This window comes from Arthrobacter sp. TJ-263, assembly GCF_058269155.1.
Map to the genome: position 1 here is coordinate 1,832,399 of NZ_JBZCNE010000001.1, position 20,467 is coordinate 1,852,865.

Annotated in this window: 25 protein-coding genes and 1 riboswitch; of the genes, 10 read left to right on the forward strand and 15 right to left on the reverse strand. The window is 70.2% G+C overall.

The window, feature by feature from the left end; genetic code table 11:
- Positions 1–34: 34 nt before the first annotated feature.
- A complete protein-coding gene (locus AC4D2F_RS08700; protein WP_490910195.1) occupies positions 35–655 on the reverse strand; it encodes a GNAT family N-acetyltransferase in 621 nt (206 codons plus the stop codon).
- Between the two features lie 191 nt (positions 656–846).
- Between AC4D2F_RS08700 and AC4D2F_RS08705 the strand changes: the two genes are divergently transcribed.
- Both AC4D2F_RS08705 and AC4D2F_RS08710 read left to right on the forward strand, forming a co-directional pair.
- Positions 847–1,143 (forward strand): hypothetical protein, encoded by a 297-nt coding sequence (locus tag AC4D2F_RS08705; RefSeq protein ID WP_490910196.1) that lies wholly within the window; start codon positions 847–849, stop codon positions 1,141–1,143.
- A 95-nt stretch (positions 1,144–1,238) separates the two neighbouring features.
- A complete protein-coding gene (locus AC4D2F_RS08710; protein WP_104168226.1) occupies positions 1,239–1,508 on the forward strand; it encodes a DUF6480 family protein in 270 nt (89 codons plus the stop codon).
- Between the two features lie 63 nt (positions 1,509–1,571).
- Here the strand turns inward: AC4D2F_RS08710 and AC4D2F_RS08715 are convergent, their stop codons facing one another.
- From AC4D2F_RS08715 to AC4D2F_RS08750, 8 genes are all read right to left on the reverse strand, one after another.
- A complete protein-coding gene (locus AC4D2F_RS08715; protein ID WP_490910197.1) occupies positions 1,572–1,895 on the reverse strand; it encodes a PRC-barrel domain-containing protein in 324 nt (107 codons plus the stop codon).
- A gap of 93 nt (positions 1,896–1,988) precedes the next feature.
- Positions 1,989–3,044: an iron-siderophore ABC transporter substrate-binding protein gene (locus tag AC4D2F_RS08720; RefSeq protein WP_490910198.1), complete on the reverse strand. Its 1,056-nt coding sequence runs from the start codon at positions 3,042–3,044 to the stop codon at positions 1,989–1,991.
- 102 nt (positions 3,045–3,146) lie between these two features.
- The gene (locus AC4D2F_RS08725; protein WP_490910199.1) at positions 3,147–3,569 is read right to left on the reverse strand and encodes a ChaB family protein; all 423 of its coding nucleotides are present in this window, start codon (positions 3,567–3,569) and stop codon (positions 3,147–3,149) included.
- A gap of 96 nt (positions 3,570–3,665) precedes the next feature.
- Positions 3,666–4,613 (reverse strand): ATP-grasp domain-containing protein, encoded by a 948-nt coding sequence (locus tag AC4D2F_RS08730; RefSeq protein ID WP_104168225.1) that lies wholly within the window; start codon positions 4,611–4,613, stop codon positions 3,666–3,668.
- A 142-nt stretch (positions 4,614–4,755) separates the two neighbouring features.
- Positions 4,756–6,165, reverse strand: a complete 1,410-nt coding sequence (locus AC4D2F_RS08735) for an MBL fold metallo-hydrolase (protein WP_490910200.1) — start codon at positions 6,163–6,165, stop codon at positions 4,756–4,758.
- A 170-nt stretch (positions 6,166–6,335) separates the two neighbouring features.
- Positions 6,336–6,482 (reverse strand): hypothetical protein, encoded by a 147-nt coding sequence (locus AC4D2F_RS08740; RefSeq protein WP_490910201.1) that lies wholly within the window; start codon positions 6,480–6,482, stop codon positions 6,336–6,338.
- A complete protein-coding gene (locus AC4D2F_RS08745) occupies positions 6,479–7,441 on the reverse strand; it encodes a sulfite exporter TauE/SafE family protein (protein WP_490910202.1) in 963 nt (320 codons plus the stop codon). The genes AC4D2F_RS08740 and AC4D2F_RS08745 overlap by 4 nt, the downstream gene beginning before the upstream one ends.
- A complete protein-coding gene (locus AC4D2F_RS08750) occupies positions 7,438–8,115 on the reverse strand; it encodes a rhodanese-like domain-containing protein (protein ID WP_490910203.1) in 678 nt (225 codons plus the stop codon). Before AC4D2F_RS08750 ends, AC4D2F_RS08745 begins: the two co-directional genes overlap by 4 nt.
- A gap of 121 nt (positions 8,116–8,236) precedes the next feature.
- On the opposite strand from AC4D2F_RS08750, the gene AC4D2F_RS08755 reads away from it, so the two are divergent.
- The 5 genes from AC4D2F_RS08755 (at position 8,237) to AC4D2F_RS08775 (ending at position 11,558) form a co-directional block, all read left to right on the forward strand.
- Entirely contained in the window at positions 8,237–8,494 is a 258-nt protein-coding gene (locus AC4D2F_RS08755) for a metal-sensitive transcriptional regulator (protein WP_104121696.1), read from the forward strand.
- A gap of 165 nt (positions 8,495–8,659) precedes the next feature.
- The gene (locus tag AC4D2F_RS08760) at positions 8,660–8,881 is read left to right on the forward strand and encodes a hypothetical protein (RefSeq protein WP_104167887.1); all 222 of its coding nucleotides are present in this window, start codon (positions 8,660–8,662) and stop codon (positions 8,879–8,881) included.
- Positions 8,882–8,939: 58 nt separating this feature from the next.
- On the forward strand, positions 8,940–10,577 hold the full coding sequence (locus AC4D2F_RS08765; protein WP_104167886.1) for an ABC-F family ATP-binding cassette domain-containing protein: 1,638 nt from the start codon (positions 8,940–8,942) through the stop codon (positions 10,575–10,577).
- An 86-nt stretch (positions 10,578–10,663) separates the two neighbouring features.
- Positions 10,664–10,728, forward strand: a riboswitch (guanidine-III (ykkC-III) riboswitch).
- Positions 10,729–10,735: 7 nt separating this feature from the next.
- Entirely contained in the window at positions 10,736–11,050 is a 315-nt protein-coding gene (locus tag AC4D2F_RS08770; protein WP_104167885.1) for a DMT family transporter, read from the forward strand.
- A gap of 97 nt (positions 11,051–11,147) precedes the next feature.
- A complete protein-coding gene (locus AC4D2F_RS08775) occupies positions 11,148–11,558 on the forward strand; it encodes a hypothetical protein (protein WP_490910204.1) in 411 nt (136 codons plus the stop codon).
- A gap of 2 nt (positions 11,559–11,560) precedes the next feature.
- Here the strand turns inward: AC4D2F_RS08775 and AC4D2F_RS08780 are convergent, their stop codons facing one another.
- The gene (locus AC4D2F_RS08780; protein WP_490910205.1) at positions 11,561–12,757 is read right to left on the reverse strand and encodes a TerC family protein; all 1,197 of its coding nucleotides are present in this window, start codon (positions 12,755–12,757) and stop codon (positions 11,561–11,563) included.
- A gap of 118 nt (positions 12,758–12,875) precedes the next feature.
- On the opposite strand from AC4D2F_RS08780, the gene AC4D2F_RS08785 reads away from it, so the two are divergent.
- A complete protein-coding gene (locus AC4D2F_RS08785; protein ID WP_490910538.1) occupies positions 12,876–13,994 on the forward strand; it encodes an alcohol dehydrogenase catalytic domain-containing protein in 1,119 nt (372 codons plus the stop codon).
- A gap of 76 nt (positions 13,995–14,070) precedes the next feature.
- On the forward strand, positions 14,071–14,934 hold the full coding sequence (locus AC4D2F_RS08790; RefSeq protein WP_104167883.1) for an aldo/keto reductase: 864 nt from the start codon (positions 14,071–14,073) through the stop codon (positions 14,932–14,934).
- Positions 14,935–15,084: 150 nt separating this feature from the next.
- Here the strand turns inward: AC4D2F_RS08790 and AC4D2F_RS08795 are convergent, their stop codons facing one another.
- From AC4D2F_RS08795 to AC4D2F_RS08805, 3 genes are read right to left on the reverse strand one after another with little or no spacing between them, the layout of a single operon-like run.
- Positions 15,085–15,735: a cyclase family protein gene (locus tag AC4D2F_RS08795; RefSeq protein WP_104167882.1), complete on the reverse strand. Its 651-nt coding sequence runs from the start codon at positions 15,733–15,735 to the stop codon at positions 15,085–15,087.
- Positions 15,722–17,137 carry a purine-cytosine permease family protein gene (locus AC4D2F_RS08800; RefSeq protein ID WP_104167881.1) on the reverse strand — a complete coding sequence of 472 codons (1,416 nt, stop codon included), beginning with the start codon at positions 17,135–17,137 and terminating at the stop codon, positions 15,722–15,724. Before AC4D2F_RS08800 ends, AC4D2F_RS08795 begins: the two co-directional genes overlap by 14 nt.
- The gene (locus tag AC4D2F_RS08805; RefSeq protein WP_490910206.1) at positions 17,134–17,571 is read right to left on the reverse strand and encodes a nuclear transport factor 2 family protein; all 438 of its coding nucleotides are present in this window, start codon (positions 17,569–17,571) and stop codon (positions 17,134–17,136) included. Before AC4D2F_RS08805 ends, AC4D2F_RS08800 begins: the two co-directional genes overlap by 4 nt.
- Positions 17,572–17,695: 124 nt before the next feature.
- On the opposite strand from AC4D2F_RS08805, the gene AC4D2F_RS08810 reads away from it, so the two are divergent.
- Complete coding sequence (locus tag AC4D2F_RS08810; protein WP_490910207.1) at positions 17,696–18,394, forward strand: SDR family oxidoreductase; 699 nt, start codon at positions 17,696–17,698, stop codon at positions 18,392–18,394.
- A gap of 163 nt (positions 18,395–18,557) precedes the next feature.
- Here AC4D2F_RS08810 and AC4D2F_RS08815 read toward each other — a convergent pair whose 3' ends face one another.
- Both AC4D2F_RS08815 and AC4D2F_RS08820 read right to left on the reverse strand, forming a co-directional pair.
- Positions 18,558–19,307 carry a YqjF family protein gene (locus AC4D2F_RS08815; protein ID WP_490910208.1) on the reverse strand — a complete coding sequence of 250 codons (750 nt, stop codon included), beginning with the start codon at positions 19,305–19,307 and terminating at the stop codon, positions 18,558–18,560.
- Complete coding sequence (locus AC4D2F_RS08820) at positions 19,304–20,467, reverse strand: glycoside hydrolase family 26 protein (RefSeq protein ID WP_490910209.1); 1,164 nt, start codon at positions 20,465–20,467, stop codon at positions 19,304–19,306. Before AC4D2F_RS08820 ends, AC4D2F_RS08815 begins: the two co-directional genes overlap by 4 nt.

Here is a 20,467-nt window from a genome sequence, read left to right on the forward strand (position 1 = left end):
CGGCCCCGGTCGCTGCGGGGGACGCCGCCGGGCGTCAGGAGGTGCGGCCGAGCGTCAGGTACTGCGGATTCTGCCGCAGGAAGTCGCGGGCCGCGGCGCACCCCGCGACGAGGTCCAGTCGTCGCCTGTGGGCGCTCAGGACCGCGCGCCGCATCAGGACCCGGCCCACGCCGCGCTGTTCGAAGCCCGGCATCTCGACCAGGGCCTGCAGGGTCAGCCGGCCGCCGAGCATCGAGTAGTCGAGGTGGGCGGCGAGGCCTCCGTCCACGAACAGTTCGAACCGCGAGCCGAAGGCGGAGTCCTTGAAGACCGCCCGGGAGATCGCGGCGTCCCCGCGGGTGGCGACCAGGCGGGCCCGGCGGGCCCGGCGCTCGATCTCGTCGACCGCCGCCGCGTACCGTTCGACGGCCTGCTCCGGCGGGACGGCGGTGTCGAGCAGGCGGAACATCCTGTCCGCGAGACCGCGGAGACCGGCCAGGGACGCGGTGCCGACGTCGAATGCCGTGGCGTCCTCCATGCACTGCGCTTCGCGCTCCCGCTTGGTGGGAGGCACGACGGCGTCAGCGGCCGGGTCGTCGGGGACGGCCGGCACCGGCGGCAGGGCGATGCCACCGGCCGCGCTGGTGACATCGGGAACGGTCGAGGATTCTGTCATGGAAGATCCGATGATGGTCAGGAAGCCGAGGCCTGCTGCTAGACCGTGGCAGCACGCACGCTAGTCCATGCCACCCCCAGAACTCCGGGCCGGCCACCCCGTGCCGTCCACCATGACGCACTGCTACTGTTGCAGCCATCCACATTGCAAGGGCACTTGGTTCTTCAGGATCGGCAGGAATGGCGAGGGCGATGATCGACAAGAAATTCACCGTGACCGAGGAGTCGACGAGCAAGCATCCGCACGACTGGGGGCGCGCGATGGCGGTGGCCATCAGCCGCCTGACGGACCTTGCGCGCGAGGCCGGTGACCCGGTGCACGACGAGGCACTCATCGGAGAGGAACTCCAACTCTTCGTGGCGGACACCGAGAATGGCGTGAACATCACCATGTCGTGGACTCCCGGGGAACAGGGCCCGCCTCCCGCCGAGACGCCCGCGCGTCCGGCGGAAGGCATCTCCGAAGAGGACGGCGGATCCGGCCGGTAAGCGCAAGGGCGAGCCGACAGGAACATCAGTAAGCAGACTGATGATCCTGTGCGTAGGGTGGAGTGGAGCAGCCGGCCAACTACGTGGAGGACAGCATGAGCGAACGAAAGAACCCCGATCCCTCGAATGCGGGGAACCCGGATCCGGACGAGATGAACCTGACGGGCCTCGAGCCCGGAGGCGGCGTCCCACCCGGCGAGACACCGCCGGGCGAAGCCAGCACCACGTGGCAGCAGCCGACCATCGAGAACAAGACCCAGTCCAAGACCGTCACCGGTCTCTGGATCGGCGTAATCGCCGTCGTCGTGCTCCTGGTCCTGCTGTTCATCGTCGGCAACATCATCGGGCTGTTTAACCTGACCTGAGCGGACTCGGACCAGCGAAGCCCCCGTCCGGTGGACGGGGGCTTCGCCGGTCCTGAGCGGGGATCAGGCCTCGGCGCCGTCGCGCAGACCGTAGTGGTCGATCAGGGCCGTCTCCTCCTCCGGCGAGAGCTCCACGCTGCTGTTGGCGCTGGGCGCGTCGGAGATCACCTTCTTCGTCCACGCGAGGTGGAGGTCGTCACCCTCGAAGCGCGAGTTCGCCAGGGGCACGTAGTGCTTGCGGGAGTTGAGCAGCCCGAGTGACACCGTGACCCAGGCGGGGATGCCCGATTCCTTCTCGAGGTGCACGTCGTTGACATCGCCGAGCTTCTTGCCTTTGCTGTCCCAGGCCGTGGCGGACTGGAGTTTCGTGATTTCGGCCTGAGCCATTGAGTGTTCCCTTCGGTGGAGGAGATTCGGTTCGCTTCCCATTCCAGCCCAGATACCGCCCGGGGGCAATCGACGCGTGGAGCGAGGCTCCGCTCAGGCCTGGTCGGCGGCCTCACCGAGCAGGGGGAGGAAGCGCTCGAGGGCCCAGGGCAGGCTCAGCGGGTTGGCCGCGGAGATGGACAGCGTGAGCGTGTTGTCGCTGTCCGCCACCAACGCCCCGCTCTCGACCGCGGGGATCTGCTTCAGCAGCGGATCGGCCGAGATCGCCTGCTCGGTGGCCTCGTCCGCGACCCAGGTCACGAAGAGGTCCGAGTCCAGCTCGTTCGCCCGCTCCGCCGACCACGGGATGAAGAATTCCGAGGAGTCCTTCGTGTTCTCCGTGACGACGTCGGCCTGGACCATGCCGAGCTCGGTCAGGAAGCGCGGGCGGTTGTCGTTGGCGGTGTAGATGCTGACGCCGTCGGCGGCGGCCGGCTCGAGGTTGCCGTAGATGAAGGTCTTGCCGGCCAGTTGCGGGTAGTCGGCGGCGGCGTCCGCGATGGCCCGCTCCGTGTCGGCCACGAGCTGCTCGGCGTCGTCGGACAGGCCCAGGGCCTCGCCGATGATGCGCGTGGAGTCCTGCCAGGCGGTGCCGTAGGGGACCTCCGGGTAGGCGACGACGGGGGCGATCTTGCTCAGGGTGTCGTAGTCCTCCTGGGAGAGCCCGGAGTACGCGGCGAGGATGACCTCGGGGTTCGTGGCGGCGATGTCGTCGAAGGCGATGCCGTCGGTCTCGGAGTACTGGACGGGGGCGTTCTCGGTGCCGATGGCGGCGTCGAGTTCCTCGAGCCGGGCATCCTTCCAAGGGGTCGACTGGTTCTCGTTGCCACCGTAGGTGTCGGCGGGCATCCCCACGGGCACGACGCCGAGCGCCAGGGACACGTCCGCGTTCACCCAGGACACCGTCGCCACCCGCTCGGGCTTCTCGGTGAGGGTCGTCTCGCCGAAGGCGTGCTCGATGGTCACCGGGAATCCCTCGGCAGCAGCGGACGCCGTGGCGCCGTCGGCTGCGCCGGATCCGCTGTCGGCCGGACCTGTGGAGCAGGCGGAGAGGGACAGGACGGCGACGGCGGCGGCGGCCACGAGGCTGCGCAGGCGGGTGGGGGCCATGAGGTTCCTTGACTTCTGTGGCCTCGAACGAGGCCGGGACGGGACAGAAGTAAGGCTAACCTAAGCTGTGTCCTATTAAGAAATACTTTCGTTGCGTAATGGTCAGCCCTCGCGGGCCCTGCGGGTCTCGCGCTCGTTCGCCTTCTGGAGCGCCTCGACGAGCTCGGCCTTGGACATCGTGGACCGGCCCGGGACGTCGAGCTTCCTGGCCAGGGCGTAGAGATGCTCCTTCGACGACTTCGTGTCCACCCCGCCGGCCGTGCGCCCGCCGTCGGCGCGGTTGCCGGCGGCCTGCTCGCCGGAGGGGCCCTTCTCCTCCTTCGGCTCCCAGTGGTCGCCCACCTTCTCGAAGCCGTGCTTCAGGGAGGCGAAGGCCGTGCGGCGGGCCCGCTCGCCGTCGCCGTACTGCTCCTCCGCGGCGTCGAGGGTTGCAGCGAACGTGTCCTGCGCCTTCTCGTCGGAACGCTGGAGCGTGCTCGGGAGCGTCTCGGACTTGACCTTGCCGTCCTTCGTGAATCGGGACATTCCTGCATCCTTCCGGGTCGGGGCACCGCAGGGCGCGTACCAGCACGCTACCGCAGAGGGCCCGGCCGGAGGCGTCGTCGGGAAGCGACGACGGCGTCAGCCGAGCGTCGCGAGGTACCGGACCAGCTCGCGGGGTGCGGACTTCGGCGCCACCGCCTCCACCGCGGCGTTGTAGTTGGTGTTGGTGTTGACGTCGTAGGTGAGGACGCGTCCGTCCGCGGTCTCGATGAACTCGATGCCGCAGACCTCCAGGCCGTTGCGCCGCGCGAAGTCCTCGAACCGTCCGATCACGGGATGATCGAACCCCTCCCGGAGGCTGAAGAGCTGCTGGCCCGGCTCGGGCGCGATCGTGGCTCCCGGGGGCATGATCGGCCTGCCGGTCACCGGGTCGATCGCGCAGGCGTCCGCGGGGCAGAGCTGGAAGCCGCCGCGCGCCGTATCGGCCTTGATCGCGTAGACGAACCGCCCGCCCACGATCTCCGCGCGCGTGATGAACGGTTCGGCGGCCTGGATGTACTCCTGCACGAGCGTGATGCCGTCCTGGGGTTCCTCGAATCCGCTCGACCCCACGTACTCGGCGAGCTCCTCGTGGGAATCGAACTTCCGCACCCCGAGGCCCTTGCCGCCCTGGTTGTGCTTGACGATGAACGGCGTCGCGAAGCCCTGCGCCGCTTCGAGGATGCGGTCACGGCCGACGGCGGCGACCGTGCGCGGGGTGTCGATGCCGGCGGCCTTCAGGGCGGTCAGCTGGTCCACCTTGCTCATCTCGAGTTCGAGGACGCGGCGGCCGTTCACCGTGCGGCGCCCGTGGGCCTCGAGCCAGGAGAGGACGGACCGCGCGTAGTCCTTCGACAGGCCGTGGTCGCGCGTGTGGGCGGAGGCGCTGATACGGGACCAGAAGATGCCCTCCGGCGGCACGGCATCGAGGTCCAGCACGCCGTCCGTGAGCAGCCACTCGACCACCTCGACACCCTCGGCTTCGAAGGCGCGGGCGAAGGGCGGGAACCACTCGGGGTTCTCGTGCAGGGCGTAGACCGTCGTCACGGGGTGGACCTCCTGGGGGGAATCGATGGACCTGTCCGGATAACCGGTGGCCAGGGGCACCTATTCCTGCACTCCTTCCTGCACTCCGTGCGACGCGGACCCCGGCACGGGCCCGCCGGATGCTGACGGCCCGTGCGGGGGATCAGCGTGCGGACGTGGCTTCCCTGGTCTGCTGCCAGACGGTCCAGGCTGCGTAGCTGCCGTCGAGTTCGACGACGTCGTACCCGGCCCGGCGGAGGGCACTGGCGGCGACCGAGTTCCTCAGTCCGCTCTGGCAGTAGGTGACGATGGTGCCGTCGGAGGGAAGTTCGTCGAGGTGCCACATCACCCGCCCGCCGTTGAGCTGGTGGGCTCCGGGGATGTGCCCGTTGGCGTGTTCGGTGCGGTTACGGACATCCAGCACCATGGCGGCGTCGGAACCCTCGAGCTCTGCGGGCTGGATCAGGGCGGGCGTGGTGAGGGGTAGTCCGTCGAGGCTGGTGACGTACCCGGCGACACGGTCGATACCGACGCGGACCAGGTGATCCCACAGTTCCTGGGCCTGGTCCTGGCCGGTGGCGAGCAGGACGAGCGGGTTCGTGTCCGTCTCGGGGTTGACGACCCAAGCGCCATGGGTGGCCGGGGTAGGGCTCGCGGGGATGTTGAGGGACCCCTCGACGGTCCCCGCGTGCACCTCGTCCGCGGTCCGGGTGTCGATGAACGTCAGCGTGTCCGCGGCGAGGCCAGCGGCGACCCGGTCGGCGTCGAGTTCGGCCAGCAGTGCGCGCTCCCCCATGACCGCGGGCCCGTCGCGGTTCTCGCGCTTCATCCGCCCGAAGTAGGCGTGGGCGTCGGGCTGACCGTCGAGGAGTTCGTCGATGAAGCCCTGCTCGTCGTCCGCGGCGAGGTAGGGGCCCCACCAGGAGTAGAGCCGCTCGTAACCGACGGTGGAGGACGGGATGGCGCCCAGGGCCTTGCCGCAGGCGCTGCCGGCACCGTGGGCGGGGTGGACCTGGACGTGGTCGGGCAGGGTCAGGAACTTCTCCTGCAGGCTACGGAACAGCTGCTTCGCCCCCTCGAAGCGGGTGTCGACGCCGCCCGCGGCCTCATCGAGGAGGTCGGGGCGGCCGAGGTCCCCGGAGAACACGAAGTCCCCCGAGAGCAGGTAGCCGGGCTTGTCGCTGAACGCGCCGTCGGTGACGAGGAAGGACAGGTGCTCGGGGGTATGCCCGGGCGTGTGCACGGCCTGGATGCTGATGTTGCCGACGGTGATCGCGTCGCCGTCGAACAGTCGGGTGCCGTCGAAGGCGTAATGCCAGTCGGGTCCGCCTTCGCCGGAGACGTAGATCGCAGCCCCCGTCGCCGCCGCCAGTTCGCGGGTGCCCGAGAGGTAGTCCGCGTGGATGTGGGTCTCGGTGACGGCCACGATCCGCATGTTGTTCTTCGCGGCGAGGTCCTGGTAGACGGCGATGTCGCGGCGGCCGTCGACGACGACAGCCGTCCCGTTGGCCTGGCAGCCGATCAGGTAACCGGCCTGGGCGAGGTCCTCGTCGTAAATGCGTTCGATCAGCATCGGGTGCTCCTTCGGTTCGGATGGATTCCGATACCCCCTGGGGTATCTTGCTGATCTCCAGCGTAATACCCCTGGGGGTATACCGCAAGGCGTGGAGGTGCCTGCGGGGGCATCGGGAGGAGGGCGCGTGACCGGGCCCGGGACGGGACGGGTCCGGGCACGCGCCCGGTCTATGGGGTCCGGGGCCGCCGGGAGGGCGCGTGCGCTCCGGCGCGGCCCGCCTGGTCGACAGGGAGGCCTCTAGCCTCGCGGACGTCGAGGACCTGCCCGTGGTGCCGGCGGTCGCTGGTCGCGGCGGTGGCGGTCTCGCTCATCATGCGTCCCTCCTGGGATCAGAGGGTGCGTGGTGGGGCTGGTGCAGGGATGGTGCGGCACCAGCCCCGTTGCCCCGTTCCCGGTTCCGGGCGCTGAGGGGACGGGCCGGAAGGATGAACCGCCGGGCGACGAGTGCCGCGAGCGCAATTCCGGCGACCATCGCGGCGACGAGGGGACGCGCGTCTGCAGGGACCTGCTGGATGAGGACGAAGGCGCCCATGGCCAGCACGAACCAGCCGAAGGCCTTGCGGAGGGCCACCTCGGGGATGCGGCCGGCGAGTTGCGCGCCGATCAGGGATCCGACGATCGCGGCGGCCGTGACCGCAAGGGTGAGCGGCCAGTCGATCTGCACCGTCGTGAGGTACCCGGCGAGGCCGGCGAAGGACTTCATGGAGATCACGACCAGGGAGGTGCCGACGGCCACGGACATCGGCAGCCCGCCGAGCAGGGCCAGGGCCGGGACGACGAGGAACCCGCCACCCGCCCCGACGAGCCCGGTGACCAGCCCGACCACCACGCCGTCGAGCAGGACCCGCCCGAGGGCAAGCTCACGCCTGACGCCGACAGCGGCCGTGCCATGAGTTGCCGTGCGGGGCTTCCTGCGGCCGCGGATCATGGCGATCGACGTGGCGACCATCATGAGGGCGAAGGCGACGAGCAGGATCTGTCCGGGGACGAACCCTCCGAGGAGCCCGCCGACGAACGCCCCGACCATGCCGGACGCGCCGAAGATCAGCCCCGTCCGCCACATCACCCGGCCGCGCCGGGCGTGGCTGATGACGCTGACCGCGGAGGTGACGCCGACGACGAACAGGGACGCGGCGATCGCCTCCTTCGCCTCGAAGCCGGCCACGTAGACGAGGATCGGGACGGTCAGGATCGATCCGCCACCGCCCAGGACGCCCAGGGACAGGCCGATGAGGATCGACAGGGCCAGGACGAGGGCCAGGACCGCGTTCATGCCCCGTGGGCCCGTCGGCGGGCCTCGGCATTCCCGACGCCGACGAAAGCAGTGGGCAGGGTCAGGATCGCGGATTCCCGAGTGGGCTCCTGGGCCGCCCTGTTCCAGGGCATCGAGGACAGGGCACGGCCCATCGCGCACGTGTTCGTCGCGGCCGAGAAGGTCAGGCCGGTGCCGATGAGGCCTGCCAGGGTCCGGATCCTCGGGGAGACGAGGCGTCCTCCGGCGAGACCGACGAGGACGAGGGAGCCGGCGGCCATGCGGACCTGACGCTCGAGATCCCAGCGGCCGCCACCGCGCACCACGTCGCCGCCGACCGCGGCGTACCCGGGAACCCCGCCCGTCAGGACGTGGGCGGCGCCGATGCCCGATGCGGCCAGCTTCCGGCGTGCCTGCTCGGCGCGGACACCGGACTGGCAGGCCAGCACGACCCGGCCGCCCAGGCGGGCGGCGAGCTCGTCGGTGTGCTCCGACAGGAGCGGCAGCGGGACGTTGTACGAGCCATGGATGTGCAGGGACTCGAACTCCGCCGCAGACCGCACATCGATCACCACGAGATCCTCGTGCTCGGCCACCCAGTCCCGCAGCGTCTCGGGGGACAACTCCGTCAGGGCCGACGAGGACGTCGCCTCCGAGACGATGGCGGCGGGGTTCACAGGGGGAGGGGTGCTCATGGGAGCCTCTCGGTCGAATCGGAAGGGTATACCCCCCGGAGTATTCCGCATACCCCCCGGGGTAGTCAAAATACCCATGGGGGTATAAGCTCGACAGGTACCCCGACATCTGGAGAAGACCATGCAGCTCGACCCGACCGAAATGACGCCTGTCATCAACCGCCTCAAGCGTGCCCAGGGGCAGCTCGCCGCGGTCACCCGCATGCTCGAGGAAGGCAAGGACTGCAAGGACGTCGTCACCCAGCTCGCAGCCGTCTCGAAGGCGCTGGACCGCGCCGGGTTCGCCGTGATCGCCAGCGGCCTCGAACAGTGCATCGTCCGCGAGGACACCAGCCTCGACAAGAAGGAGCTCGAGAAGCTCTTCCTCACCCTCGCCTGATCCGGTGGACCTGGCCCGAAGGAGAAGCCGGCAGGGCTGCCCGGCGCCGCGTCCTGCCGGCGTCGAGAACTAAACGTCCCGGAAACACTCCCGCAATACCGCTCCCGAATCATGGAGACAGCCCGCCGTTCCAACGGGCCGACCCTGGATCACCGAGGAGTACCGATGACCGCCATCGCCACCCGCACCACCGTCCGCATCCTCGACCTCCGCGCGCTGACCCCGGGAACGATCGTCGAAGCCCGTCGCAGGGACGAAGTGCACTACCGCGGGCGCGTGGAGGACACTGCCCCCGGGCTCGGCGTCGTCTGGATCCGCGACGACCTGGCCGGGCACCGCGCCATCCTCCACCTCGACGAGTACAGCATCTGGCGTGTCGCGGGGTGAGCCGCCCGTCCGGCAGTTCCGCCCTCAGCACGAGCGGGCACCCTCCTAGACTGGAGGGATGACTGCAACCCTCGTGGCGAAGGACCTGTCCGGGGGCCACGCCCACCGCACCCTCTTCTCGAAGCTCGACCTCACCGTGTCGCCCGGGGACGTCGTCGGCGTCGTGGGGGCCAACGGCGCCGGGAAGACCACGCTCCTGCGCCTCCTCGCCGGAGCGGACACCCCCCTTGCCGGCACCGTCCGGACCACCCCGGCCGACGCCTTCGTGGGGTGGCTCCCGCAGGAGCACGAGCGCGTCGCGGGTGAGACGGTGGCCGCCTACCTCGGGCGGCGGACCGGCACGACGGCGGCAACCCTCGCCATGGAGGACGCCGCCGCGGCGCTCGGAAGCGGGGCGAAGGGCGCCGACGACGCCTACGCCCTGGCGCTCGACCACTGGATGTCCTCCGGGGCCGTGGACCTCGAGGACCGCATGCCGGCCGTCCTCGCCGACGTCGCCGGGGGCCTCGACCCGTCCACCCCCACCGCTGCCCTGTCCGGCGGGCAGCTCGCGCGGGTCGCGCTCGCCGCCCTGCTGCTGAGCCGCTTCGACATCGTGCTCCTCGACGAGCCCACCAACGACCTGGACCTCGCCGGCCTCGACCGGCTGGAATCGTTCATCCAGAACCTGCGCGGCGGCGCGGTCCTCGTCTCGCACGACCGCGAGTTCCTGGCGCGCTGCGTGACCACCGTCGTCGAGCTGGACCTCGCCCAGAACAGGGTGGCGGTGTACGACGGCGGGTACGACGCCTTCCTGGAGGAACGCGCCGTAGCGCGCCGGCACGCCCGCGAGGCGTACGAGGAGTACGCGGACAAGAAGCAGGACCTCGTGGGCCGGGCCCGGACCCAGCGGGAGTGGAGCTCGCAGGGCGTCCGCAACGCCATGAAGAAGAGCCCCGACAATGACAAGATCCGCCGCAGGGCCAGCATGGAGTCCTCCGAGAAGCAGGCGCAGAAGGTCCGCCAGATGGAATCGCGCATCGCCCGGCTGGACGAGGTCGAGGAACCCCGCAAGGAATGGCAGCTGCAGTTCACCATCGGCGCTGCACCGCGCTCGAGTTCCGTGGTCGCCACCCTGAACAACGCCTCCGTCACGCAGGGCGCCTTCACCCTCGGGCCCGTGTCCGTCCAGGTGAACGCGGGTGAGCGCATCGGGATCACCGGCCCCAACGGTGCCGGGAAGTCCACGCTCCTGCGCCTCCTGCTCGGTCATCAGACGCCCGACGGCGGCGCGACCGCCCTCGGCTCCAGCGTGGCCGTCGGCGAGATCGACCAGGCCCGCGGTCAGCTCGACGACGCCCTCCCCCTCGGGACGGCCTTCGAGTCCCTCGTGCCGGAGATGGCGCAGGGCGAGGTCCGCACCCTCCTCGCCAAGTTCGGGCTGAAGGCCGACCAGGTACGCGCCGCCGTCGGCTCCCTCTCCCCCGGCGAGCGGACCCGTGCCGGGCTCGCCCTGCTGCAGGCGCGCGGCGTGAACCTCCTGGTCCTGGACGAACCGACCAACCACCTCGACCTGCCGGCGATCGAGCAGCTGGAGGACGCCCTCGAGTCCTACACGGGTGCGCTGCTGCTCGTCACGCACGACCGCCGGCTGCTGGAGAACGTGCGCCTCGACGAGCGCTGGCAGGTGGAGGACGGCAGGGTCACCGTCGGCTGAGCCCGGCATCGTACCCGCGCCGGAAGCCTCTCGCCCGACCCGGACGGGCCCTCCCCCGATCCCGCATCCGTGACAGCATGGATCCCGAAGCGCGGACTGCTGCTTCCCGGACGAGGGGTGCCGTACCCGGTAGGCGACAAGACGGCCCGGAGAGAGTCATGGCCTGGATCGTCCTCGTAGTATCCGGAGTCCTCGAAGCCGTCTGGGCGACAGCCCTCGGCCGATCGGAGGGCTTCACCCGGCTCGCGCCGACCGTGGTGTTCGGCATCGCCATCGCCGCGAGCATGGCCGGCCTGGCCTATGCGATGCGGACCCTGCCCGTCGGGACGGCGTACGCGGTCTGGGTGGGCATCGGCGCGTCACTGACCGTCGTCTACGCGATGGCGACCGGCACCGAGCCGGCGTCGCTCCTGAAGATCGTGTTCCTGCTGATGATCGTCGGCGGCGTCATCGGGCTGAAACTCGTGCACTAGACCATCCCTTGCGCCAAAACTGAGTCTGCACACCCGTTTCAGTTGACGTTGGTCCGACAGGATCGGTGAAGGCCCCACCGGGGGCCACGACCGGGGGTTGAGCAGAATGCAGCACGACGACACGCTGAGGGCCATGGAGTTCGCCGGGCTTTCCGTCTACGAGACGTGGATGCACTACTGCAACATGGGGGGCGCGGGCGACTACTTCGAGTTCGACGCATACCTCCACGGGATCGTCCGCCTCGACGCCGAGGACGCCGACGTCGTGTCGCAGGCCGTCAACGAACTGGTCGACGACGTCCTCCCCGCCGAGCAGTCCCGCGTCAGCCGTGCCCCCTACTCGTGGACCCGGTACCCGGATCCGGCGGCAGGTCGGGGCGACGACGACCCGGTCCGCGCCCTGACCAGCCCCGGCGTCCCGCTGCCCCCCGGAGCCCCGCTGGAACTCCTCGGGGAGATCCTCGGCAGCAGCGTCCTGAACGGCTCGGTCGCAGGTGGGCGGGCGTAGGGCTACCCGCGCGGTTCCCGCTCCAGCGCGGCGTCGTGCTCGGCATGCGCCCGGCGGATCAGCTCCATGAACTCGGTCTCGTTCCGGATGAGGCGCTTGAACTTCTCGGGCAGCGCCCTCAGGCCCTCCTCCTCGGCGCACAGCTTCGCGAAGATCTTCTCCCGCTCGGCGATGTCGGTCTCGTAGTTGAGATCCAGGTACTCGGTGGCATGCCGCTTCGCCCCGGAGATGGCGTTCTTCGCCCTCCCCTTGGGGCTCAGGACCGAAGCCAGGACGGTCACGATCAGCACCCCGAGGATCACGCTCAACGAGACCCCGGTACTGATCTCGACCACCTCGACGTGCTCGCCGCCGTTGATGAACGGCAGGGTGTTCTCGTGCAGGGCGTGGAGGATGAGCTTCACGCCGATGAACCCGAGGATCACGGCGAGGCCGTAGGAGAGGTAGATCAGGCGGTCCAGCAGCTCGTCGATCAGGAAGTACAGCTGCCGCAGGCCCATGAGCGAGAAGGCCGTGGCCGTGAACACGATGAACGTGTTCTGCGTCAGGCCGAAGATCGCGGGGATGGAGTCGAGGGCGAAGAGGATGTCCGTGCCGCCGATCGCGACCATGACCAGCAGCATGGGCGTGAGGACGCGCTTGCCGTCCACCATGGTGAACAGCTTGTCGCCGTCGTAGTGCTCGGAGGCGGGGAGGAAGCGCTTCGCGAGCCTGATGATCAGGCTGTCGCCGGCGTCGTCGTGCCCGTCCGGCTTCAGCAGGTTGCCCGCGGTGAGCAGGAGGATCAGGCCGAAGATGTAGAACACCCAGGCGAAGGTGTTGATCAGTGCGGCACCCAGGAAGATGAACCCGGTGCGGGCGATCAGCGCGAAGACGATGCCGAAGAGCAGTACCTTCTGCTGATCCGCGCGAGGCACCTTGAAGCTCGCCATGATGATGAGGAAGACGAACAGGTTGTCCACGGAGAGCGCCTTCTCCGTGACGTACCCGGCGAAGTACTCGGTGCCCATGGTCGGTCCGCCGAAGACCAGCACGCCGACGCCGAACAGCAGCGCCATGCCCACGTAGATCGAGGACCAGATCGCCGACTCGCGCAGCGTGGGGGTGTGCGCCTTGCGCACGTGGAAGAAGAAGTCGAACAGCAGCAGCCCGACGATGCCGATGATGGTGCCGACCCAGACGTAGAACGGTGTTTCCATGCTGCGCATCTCCCGCCGTCGTTGGTGATGGTCTTCGATTGTCCCGCTAACGGTACGGGTACACCCCTAGACTGGCGCAGTCCCTACCTTTTTGACGAGGAATGCCATGAGCCCGATGATGCGTGCTGCAGTGCTTCGCGCCGCCGAACTGCCCGTTCCCTACGCGGAAAGCACCCCGCTGTCCCTCGAATCGGTCCCCGTCCCTGAACCGCGCCCCGGCGAGGTGCTCGTGCGGATCGCCCGGGCGAGCCTGTGCCACTCCGACCTGTCGGTGATCGACGGGTCCCGCATCCGCCCCCTGCCGATGGCCCTCGGGCACGAGGCGACCGGCGTCGTCGAGGGCGTCGGCGACGGCGTCGGCGACGTGCGGGTCGGCGACCACGTGGTGCTCGTCTTCGTGCCCGCCTGCGGGGAATGCCGTGCCTGCTCGGCCGGCCGGCCGGCCCTCTGCTACCGGGGCGCGGAGGCCAACGGCAGCGGCGACCTGCTGCACGGGCCCGCCCTGCTGCGCGACGCCGACGGCGGGCGCGTCAACCACCACCTCGGCGTCTCCGCATTCGCGCAGTACGCCGTCGTGGCCCGCGAATCGGTGGTCGTCATCGACGACGACGTCCCGTTCGACATCGCCGCCATGTTCGGCTGCGCGGCCCTGACCGGGATCGGCGCCGTCCTGAACACGGCCGCCGTCCGGGAGGGGCAGTCGGTCGTCGTCTTCGGCCTCGGCGCGGTGGGCCTCATGGCCGTGATGGCCGCGGCCCAGATCCCCGGCGCCACCGTCATCGCGATCGACCCGCTCGCCTCCAAGCAGGAGCTCGGCCTGCGCTGCGGAGCGCAGCATGCGGGCGCCCCGGACGAGGCCGCCGACCTGGTGCGGCGCGCCACGGACGGCGGGGCCGACGTCGTGATCGAGGCGGTGGGGAGCGCCCGCGTGATGGAAGCGGGCCTGCAGTTGCTCGCCCGGGGTGGCGCCCTCGTGTCCGTGGGCCTGCCGCACCCGGACCAGGAGATCTCCACCCAGGCCCTGCAGTTCGCCGGGCAGGGGCGGCGCCTGCTCGGGTCCTACATGGGGGACGCCGTTCCCGAACGGGACATCCCCGCCTACCTGGAGCTGTGGCGGCAGGGACGCCTGCCGGTCGAACTGCTCCACACGGACACCCGGCCGCTCGAGGACCTCAACGAGAGCCTCGACGCGCTCGCCGAGGGCCGGGTGGTACGGCGGATCTTCACGCTCGGCTAGTACCGGAGCCGGTTCCCGGCGGGCTGTGAAGCGTGCTTACCATGTGGTCGGCACGTCTATCCAAAGGAGAACGACAATGCAGCAACGCTCGCTCGGCGGTACCCCGGTCAGCGCCCTCGGCCTGGGCGGCATGCCCATGTCCATCGAGGGACGTCCCGACGAGGACCGTTCCATCCGCACCATCCACGCTGCGCTCGACGCCGGTGTCACCCTGATCGACACCGCGGACGCCTATCACCGCGACGCCGACGAGGTGGGCCACAACGAGCTGCTGATCGCGAAGGCGCTGGCCCACTACGGCGGGGACAGCTCCGGCGTCCTCGTCGCCACGAAGGGCGGGCACCTTCGGCCGGGCGACGGGTCGTGGACGCTGAACGGCCGCCCCGAGTACCTGAAGGAGGCGGCGAAGGCCTCGCTCAAGCGGCTCGGCGGGGACGCGATCGACCTCTACCAGTTCCACCGACCGGACCCCGAGGTCCCCTACGAGGAGTCCGTGGGTGCCCTCAAGGATCTCCTGGACGAGGGCGTCATCCGCATGGCCGGTATCTCGAACGCCACCGTGCACCAGATCCGGAAGGCGAACGAGATCCTCGGCGGAGCCCTGGCCTCGGTGCAGAACCAGTTCTCCCCCGCCTTCCGGTCGAGTGAGGACGAGCTCCGTTACTGCGGCGAGAACGGCATCGCCTTCCTGCCCTGGAGCCCGCTCGGCGGCATCAAGAAGGCCGGCGGGCTCGGCGAGCAGTTCACGCCCTTCCAGGAGATCGCCGACGCGCACGGTGTCAGCCCCCAGCAGGTGTGCCTGGCCTGGGAGCTCGCCCTGGCACCGACGGTCATCCCCATCCCGGGCGCATCCCGCCCGGAGAGCATCCAGGATTCGGCCCGCGCCGAGGAGCTCGAGCTGTCCTCCGACGAGATCGCGATGCTCTCCCGCACCGACTGACCGGCACCACGTCCGCGTCGCACGCCCGCGTTCCCTCCGGGGGGCGCGGGCGTCCGCGTCACGGGACCCTCCCGGTCCCGTGGGGTGCCGGGCCCCGCCGATCGGTCACGGCCCGGGGCCGCCGCGCCGGGCACGATCGCCCAGGAGCCGTCAGGCGTCCGGCTGCATCGCGACGGCTCGGACGGGCGCGCCGTCCGTCCCGGCCAGGGCGAGCGGGAGTACCGACACCAGCGGGCGGTCCCAGGTGACCTGCGCCAGGTTCGCGAGGTTCTCGACGATCACCCCGTCCGCGCCGAGGAAGACGGTGTGGAACGGCAGATCGTCCCCGTTGTCGAGGGTGGCGTCCGGGTTGAGGGTGTCGACGCCGACCACGGTGATCCCGGCGGCGAGCAGCTGCCGGGCCACCTCGGCCGCGAGGACCGGGTGCTCGAGGTAGCGCTCCGTCCCGAAGTGCTCGGACCAGTCCGTGCGGAACAGCACCATGGCGACGCCGTCGAGGTCCTCGAGCTGATCGGCCACGGCGGACCACGGGATCATCTCGCGGGCGGCGAGACCCGTGCACCGCACGATCCTCGCGGACCCCACGAGCCGGGCGAGGTCGATGTCGTCCACCGCCCGCCCTCCGGGGATCGAATGGAGGGGGGCATCGAGGTGGGTCCCGGTGTGGGAGCCGGCGTGCAGGGATGCCACCTGGTAGCCGTCCTCGACGACGGTGGCCACCGTGGTCAGCGTGACCTCCGGGTCCCCTGGATAGACCTGCATCCCGGTGTGGACCGGCTGGGACAGGTCAACGATCCGCACGGGCGGGACTTTCCTCCGGCAGGTCGAGCAGGTGGACGTGGGGGCGCCGCGTGCGGTCGATCCGCCCGGTGGCCGCTGCCCAGGCCAGGTACAGCACGGCCGAGAGCACGAAGGTGGGGATCGTTGCGCCGATGGGGCTCGGGACACGGTAGGTCAGCAGCAGGGAGGCGCCCGCCCCGACCAGCCACACCAGCACGGCGGCGATGTTGACTCCCCCGCGGTACCAGTACTCCCCGCCGCGGGCGCGCAGGATGTCGCGTCCGTAGTGGCGCGACTTCAGCACGTAGTAGTCGACGAGCATGACGGCGAAGACCGGGATGAACAGTGCGCCGATCACCGTCAGGAAGGCGGTGAACTGGTCGAGGAGGGCCAGCCACGTGGAGCCGAGGATCGAGATCACGCCGAGGACGATCGCCGTCGGCAGGAACGTGACGCGGCGCGACGGCGCCATGTTCACCACGGAGGCGACCATCCCGTACACCACCATGGTGTTCGTCGCCATGACGGACAGGAAGATCACGACGGCCAGCGGTGCGCCGAAGGCGGCGACGATCACGGTGGGGTCGAAGGGAACGGCCTCGCCGCCGTCGAGCACCACGTAGCCGATGGCCGTGGCGCCGAGGGTCATGGCGAGGACCGTGGACAGGACGTAGCCCACCCCGGAACCGATCATGCCGGCTGCCTGCGTCCGGGCGAGGCGGTTGAACTCTGCGGAGAGGACGGTCCACGAGATGGCGGTCGCGATGACGACGTCGAGCGTCGCGACGGGCGTCCACCCGGCGGCGGCGTCCTGCGGGATCGCCGCGAAGTCCGCCGGACCGTACGCGAGGAACGCCGTGGTGAAGATGTAGGCCATGAAGGCGAGGATCACGAGGGCGAGCCACGGCTCCACGCGGGCGATCCCCGTGTGGCCGAAGATCGCGAGACAGACCACGAGCAGCTGGCAGAGGACGGAGAACAGCACCGGGCTGGAGAAGCCGGTGGCCTGCTCGACGAGGAAATTGACCGTGACCCCCGCGAGCATCGCCTGGACCCAGCTCCAGCCCATCAGGATGATCACGTTCGCGGCGACCGGGAGGAAGGAGCCGCGGAGCCCGAAGGAACCCTTCGTGAGCGACATCGTGGCCAGGCCGGTCCGGGTGCCCATGTTCCCGACCAGCACCAGCACCGAGCCGCCGATCAGGGTCCCGAGGACGATCATGCCGACCGCGAGGCCCCAGCTGATGCCCGGGACGAAAAGCGTCCCGGTGAGCAGGGTGGTCACGACGAGGTTGGCGGCGAGCCAGATCATGCCCATGCGCGCGGTCCCGAGCGTGCCGCGGAGGGGGCCGTACCCGTCGGAGTTCTTGTCGAGGTGGTCGGACAGGCGCCGATACGCCGAGGTCCGGGAGGCCTGCGTCATGCTGCGCTCTCTTCCGTGGGGTCTTCGAGGGCGGGGCTCAGGTGTTCGTGGACGGCCTCGATCGAGGACCCGGCGCGGCGGAACACGATCGTCTCCCGCTCGCTGGTCGTCCCGGTCGCGCCTCCGACCGAGGTGGTCGTCCGGACGTGATGGGTGAAGATCACCGTGGTCCCGACCACCTGCACGCGGGGACCGCTGCTGATGCAGTCCGTCACGCGCCAGCCATCCGCCATCCACCCCGCCCACAGCTCCTCGTAGGCGGCCCTGTCCTCGAGCCGGCGGGGTTCCGTGTGGAACACGAAGGTGGCGTCCGGGGCGAAGCACCGGAAGTACGCCTCGGTGTCCGTCGCGCGGAAAGCGGTCACGAGCGCGTCGGCTGCCGCGAGGACCTCGGCCTCCGTGAGGATCTCATGGGGTGGATTCACGTCAGGCATGTGCCCTCTCATCTCTCTGAAGTTGTCCCCCAGTGAACTTTTGTTGTCAGGCGATTTTGTGTGACGTGGACTTCATTGTCAAAGCACGCCCGGCGGGTGAACAGCCCGTTGCTAGGGTGAGGGCATGTCCTCCTCTCCCGTCGCCCTCATCACGGGCGCCTCCCGCGGCATCGGCCGTGCCATCGCCGATGAGCTCGGCACCACGCACCACCTGCTGCTCGGCGGACGTGACCTGACCGCCCTCGCGGAGCTGTCGGCGTCGTTCCCCTCCGCGGAACCGTTCGCCGCGGAACTGCGCGATTCCGGCCAGGTGGCAGCCGCAGTCGCCGGCATCCCGCGACTCGACGTCCTCGTCCACTCCGCGGGTGTCCTGCGAATGGGGTCGGTCGCGGAGCTGTCCGACGACGCCTGGCGCGAGAGCTTCGAGGTCAACGTGTTCGCGGTGGCCGCCCTCACGAAGGCGCTGCTCCCGGCCCTGCGCGCGGCCGGCGGCCAGGTCATCGCCATCAACAGCGGCTCCGGCTACAGTTCCGGGGCAGGTTCCGCCGCGTACAGCGGCACCAAGTTCGCGCTGCGCGCCCTCACGGACGCCCTGCGCGAGGAGGAGCGCCCGCACGGCGTCCGGGTCAGCTCCATCCACCCCGGCAGGGTCGCCACGGACATGCAGGAGGAACTGCATACCTGGGAGGGCAGGGACTACCGGCCCGAGGCGTGGATCCAGCCGGACCAGGTAGCCCGGGCCGTACGACTCGCCGTGGACGCGACCCGCGAATCGACGATCGAGACACTCAGCATCCGGCCCTCTGGCATCGCACGCGCGTGACGGTGCCGGCCGGGGCGTAGCGTCATGACGCGGGCTCCGGCGAGAAGCACAGGCCCCGGCTGCACTCGGCCCCGCTCTCGGCCCGGTCGTCCTCGACCGTGATGCCCCCGTCGAGCACCGCCCCGCAGGACGCGGCGGGAGCGGACAGGAGGGGGTCCGAGGGTCAGGGACGGTGGACCACGCGAGGCTTCCCGAACTGCGTCTGCACGCCGGGCGAGAACAGCACGGACTCCGGCGGACCGTCCACATGGAGCCCCGCCGCGGCGAGCAGCCCATCGTCGAGCTCCGTCAGGGTGGCGGGGTGGAGCGGCCAGGGCGTGTGGGTGTTGGGGATGTAGAGGGTGCGTCCGGCGAGGACGCTGTGCAGCCCGAAGCGCGCGGTGAGCTCCAGGGACAGCGCGTCCGCCGCCGTCGCGCCCGTGTCCGGCCGCACGGCGAAGCGGGAGCGGGCCTGCCGCCGGTACCGGGCGACGTCGTACCCGTACTCCCCGCGCTCACCCTCCCCACGCGCGAGCGGCGCGCACTGCGACCACACGTAGGGGATTCCGCCGGCGCGGGCGGCGAGGACGACGGCGAGGCGGGAGGCATCCAGCGTCACGAACACGACGCCGCGGACGCCGTCGGGGCCGCGTGAGTAGAGCCGGACGTTGATCTCGGTGAACGACCCGACGTACGGGACGGGCAGGCCTCGGCCCAGTCCCGCGCCGATCATCCGGAAGCCGATCAGTCCCACCCAGGAGGAGCCGTCCACCTCGTCCGGCACGACGCCGGGCGGCATGAACCCGGCGACGGCCGCGGCGTCGATCCGCCAGTGCAGGAAGACGGCGTCCGCCCAGTACTGGTCCATGATCACGGGGCGTGGCAGCTCCGGGGCGAGGTACCGGTCCGGACCCTGATGGGGTTCGGCGGTCATGACAGCGGCTCCCCGCAGTCCTCGGGCTCGTCGGCGAACCGGTACCAGTCGGGCAGCGCGGCCGTGAACTCGGCACGGATCGCGGGATCCTCGACGACGGTCCAGTCCACGGCCGAGCCCACCTCGGGTTCGACCTTGTTCCACTCGAACCAGTTGACCATCGCGAGTCGCGGGAAGCGCTCCTGGACGGCCGGGTCGAAGACCTGCTGCCACCAGGCACGCTTGATGTTCAGGGTTCGCAGGCCGCCGATGTCATCGCGGACGAGCGCCGCGGTCTCCGGGATGGCGACGGGTTTGCCGTGGCCCACGCCGTACTCGGCGTAGAAGTCGGGGAGCATCGTCTCGTCGCCGTTGGCGCCGTCGTAGGTGCCGGTGAGCTGGGCGACGAACTTGCCCTCCTCGGGCATCTCGCTCTCGCCCCAGGGGTAGGTGCTCCCCCAGTGGTAGATGGTCATGCCGACCCAGTCGACGGCGTCGTCGCCGGGGTAGTAGGGCGCGTAGGGGTCGTCGAGCGCGGTCAGCACGCCGTCCCCGGTGGTGTCGAGCGCCGGGAAGCCGGCGGCTCCGGGGAGGGACTCCTGGGCGCCCCCGGCGAAGGGATAGCCGCCGCCGTAGTTCGGGGCCCACATCATCGCGGACCCCGGGGCGTCGGCGTGGACGGCGTCGGCCACGCGGCGGAAGGCCTCGATGTACTCGCCGGGCTGCTGCCCCCAGGCGTACCAGGAGCCGTTCATCTCGTGGGCGAACCTCACGATGACCGGCACCCCGCTGGTGTTGAAGCCCGCGAGCAGGGCCGCGAGCTCCCCCGCGCGCTCGTCGGTGACGGCGGCCAGACCCTCCACGGGCTCCAGCGTCAGCAGGAGCATGGCTCCCGTCTGTCGCGCCTGCTCGGCGGCGGCACTGACGAGGTCCGGGTCCTCCGGGGCGAACGGGAAGTCCGCGAAGGTCACGGCCACGGCAGGGCGCTCGCCGAGCTTGTCCGCGTACTCGGCGAGGGTCTCCCTCCCCCACTCCAGGTTCACGCCCATGAGCGTGCCCTCGGCCGGCGCGAGGTTCCGGCCATCGATGGGGTCGCAGGCGACGGCGGCAGGGTTGATGTTGCAGGCGCACAGGCAGAGGAGCAACAGCGCCGTGACGAGGCGCGCAAGGTTTGAGACCAC

Coding starts and splice junctions, on each gene's coding strand:
- AC4D2F_RS08805 (WP_490910206.1), bottom strand. CDS start 17,571: ATGCCTGACGTGAATCCACCCCATGAGATCCTCACGGAGGCCGAGGTC.
- AC4D2F_RS08785 (WP_490910538.1), top strand. CDS start 12,876: ATGCGTGCTGCAGTGCTTCGCGCCGCCGAACTGCCCGTTCCCTACGCG.
- AC4D2F_RS08765 (WP_104167886.1), top strand. CDS start 8,940: ATGACTGCAACCCTCGTGGCGAAGGACCTGTCCGGGGGCCACGCCCAC.
- AC4D2F_RS08735 (WP_490910200.1), bottom strand. CDS start 6,165: ATGCTGATCGAACGCATTTACGACGAGGACCTCGCCCAGGCCGGTTAC.
- AC4D2F_RS08745 (WP_490910202.1), bottom strand. CDS start 7,441: ATGAACGCGGTCCTGGCCCTCGTCCTGGCCCTGTCGATCCTCATCGGC.
- AC4D2F_RS08770 (WP_104167885.1), top strand. CDS start 10,736: ATGGCCTGGATCGTCCTCGTAGTATCCGGAGTCCTCGAAGCCGTCTGG.
- AC4D2F_RS08740 (WP_490910201.1), bottom strand. CDS start 6,482: ATGATGAGCGAGACCGCCACCGCCGCGACCAGCGACCGCCGGCACCAC.
- AC4D2F_RS08750 (WP_490910203.1), bottom strand. CDS start 8,115: ATGAGCACCCCTCCCCCTGTGAACCCCGCCGCCATCGTCTCGGAGGCG.
- AC4D2F_RS08780 (WP_490910205.1), bottom strand. CDS start 12,757: ATGGAAACACCGTTCTACGTCTGGGTCGGCACCATCATCGGCATCGTC.
- AC4D2F_RS08720 (WP_490910198.1), bottom strand. CDS start 3,044: ATGGCCCCCACCCGCCTGCGCAGCCTCGTGGCCGCCGCCGCCGTCGCC.
- AC4D2F_RS08700 (WP_490910195.1), bottom strand. CDS start 655: ATGACAGAATCCTCGACCGTTCCCGATGTCACCAGCGCGGCCGGTGGC.
- AC4D2F_RS08725 (WP_490910199.1), bottom strand. CDS start 3,569: ATGTCCCGATTCACGAAGGACGGCAAGGTCAAGTCCGAGACGCTCCCG.
- AC4D2F_RS08715 (WP_490910197.1), bottom strand. CDS start 1,895: ATGGCTCAGGCCGAAATCACGAAACTCCAGTCCGCCACGGCCTGGGAC.
- AC4D2F_RS08815 (WP_490910208.1), bottom strand. CDS start 19,307: ATGACCGCCGAACCCCATCAGGGTCCGGACCGGTACCTCGCCCCGGAG.
- AC4D2F_RS08710 (WP_104168226.1), top strand. CDS start 1,239: ATGAGCGAACGAAAGAACCCCGATCCCTCGAATGCGGGGAACCCGGAT.
- AC4D2F_RS08705 (WP_490910196.1), top strand. CDS start 847: ATGATCGACAAGAAATTCACCGTGACCGAGGAGTCGACGAGCAAGCAT.
- AC4D2F_RS08800 (WP_104167881.1), bottom strand. CDS start 17,137: ATGACGCAGGCCTCCCGGACCTCGGCGTATCGGCGCCTGTCCGACCAC.
- AC4D2F_RS08760 (WP_104167887.1), top strand. CDS start 8,660: ATGACCGCCATCGCCACCCGCACCACCGTCCGCATCCTCGACCTCCGC.
- AC4D2F_RS08810 (WP_490910207.1), top strand. CDS start 17,696: ATGTCCTCCTCTCCCGTCGCCCTCATCACGGGCGCCTCCCGCGGCATC.
- AC4D2F_RS08755 (WP_104121696.1), top strand. CDS start 8,237: ATGCAGCTCGACCCGACCGAAATGACGCCTGTCATCAACCGCCTCAAG.
- AC4D2F_RS08790 (WP_104167883.1), top strand. CDS start 14,071: ATGCAGCAACGCTCGCTCGGCGGTACCCCGGTCAGCGCCCTCGGCCTG.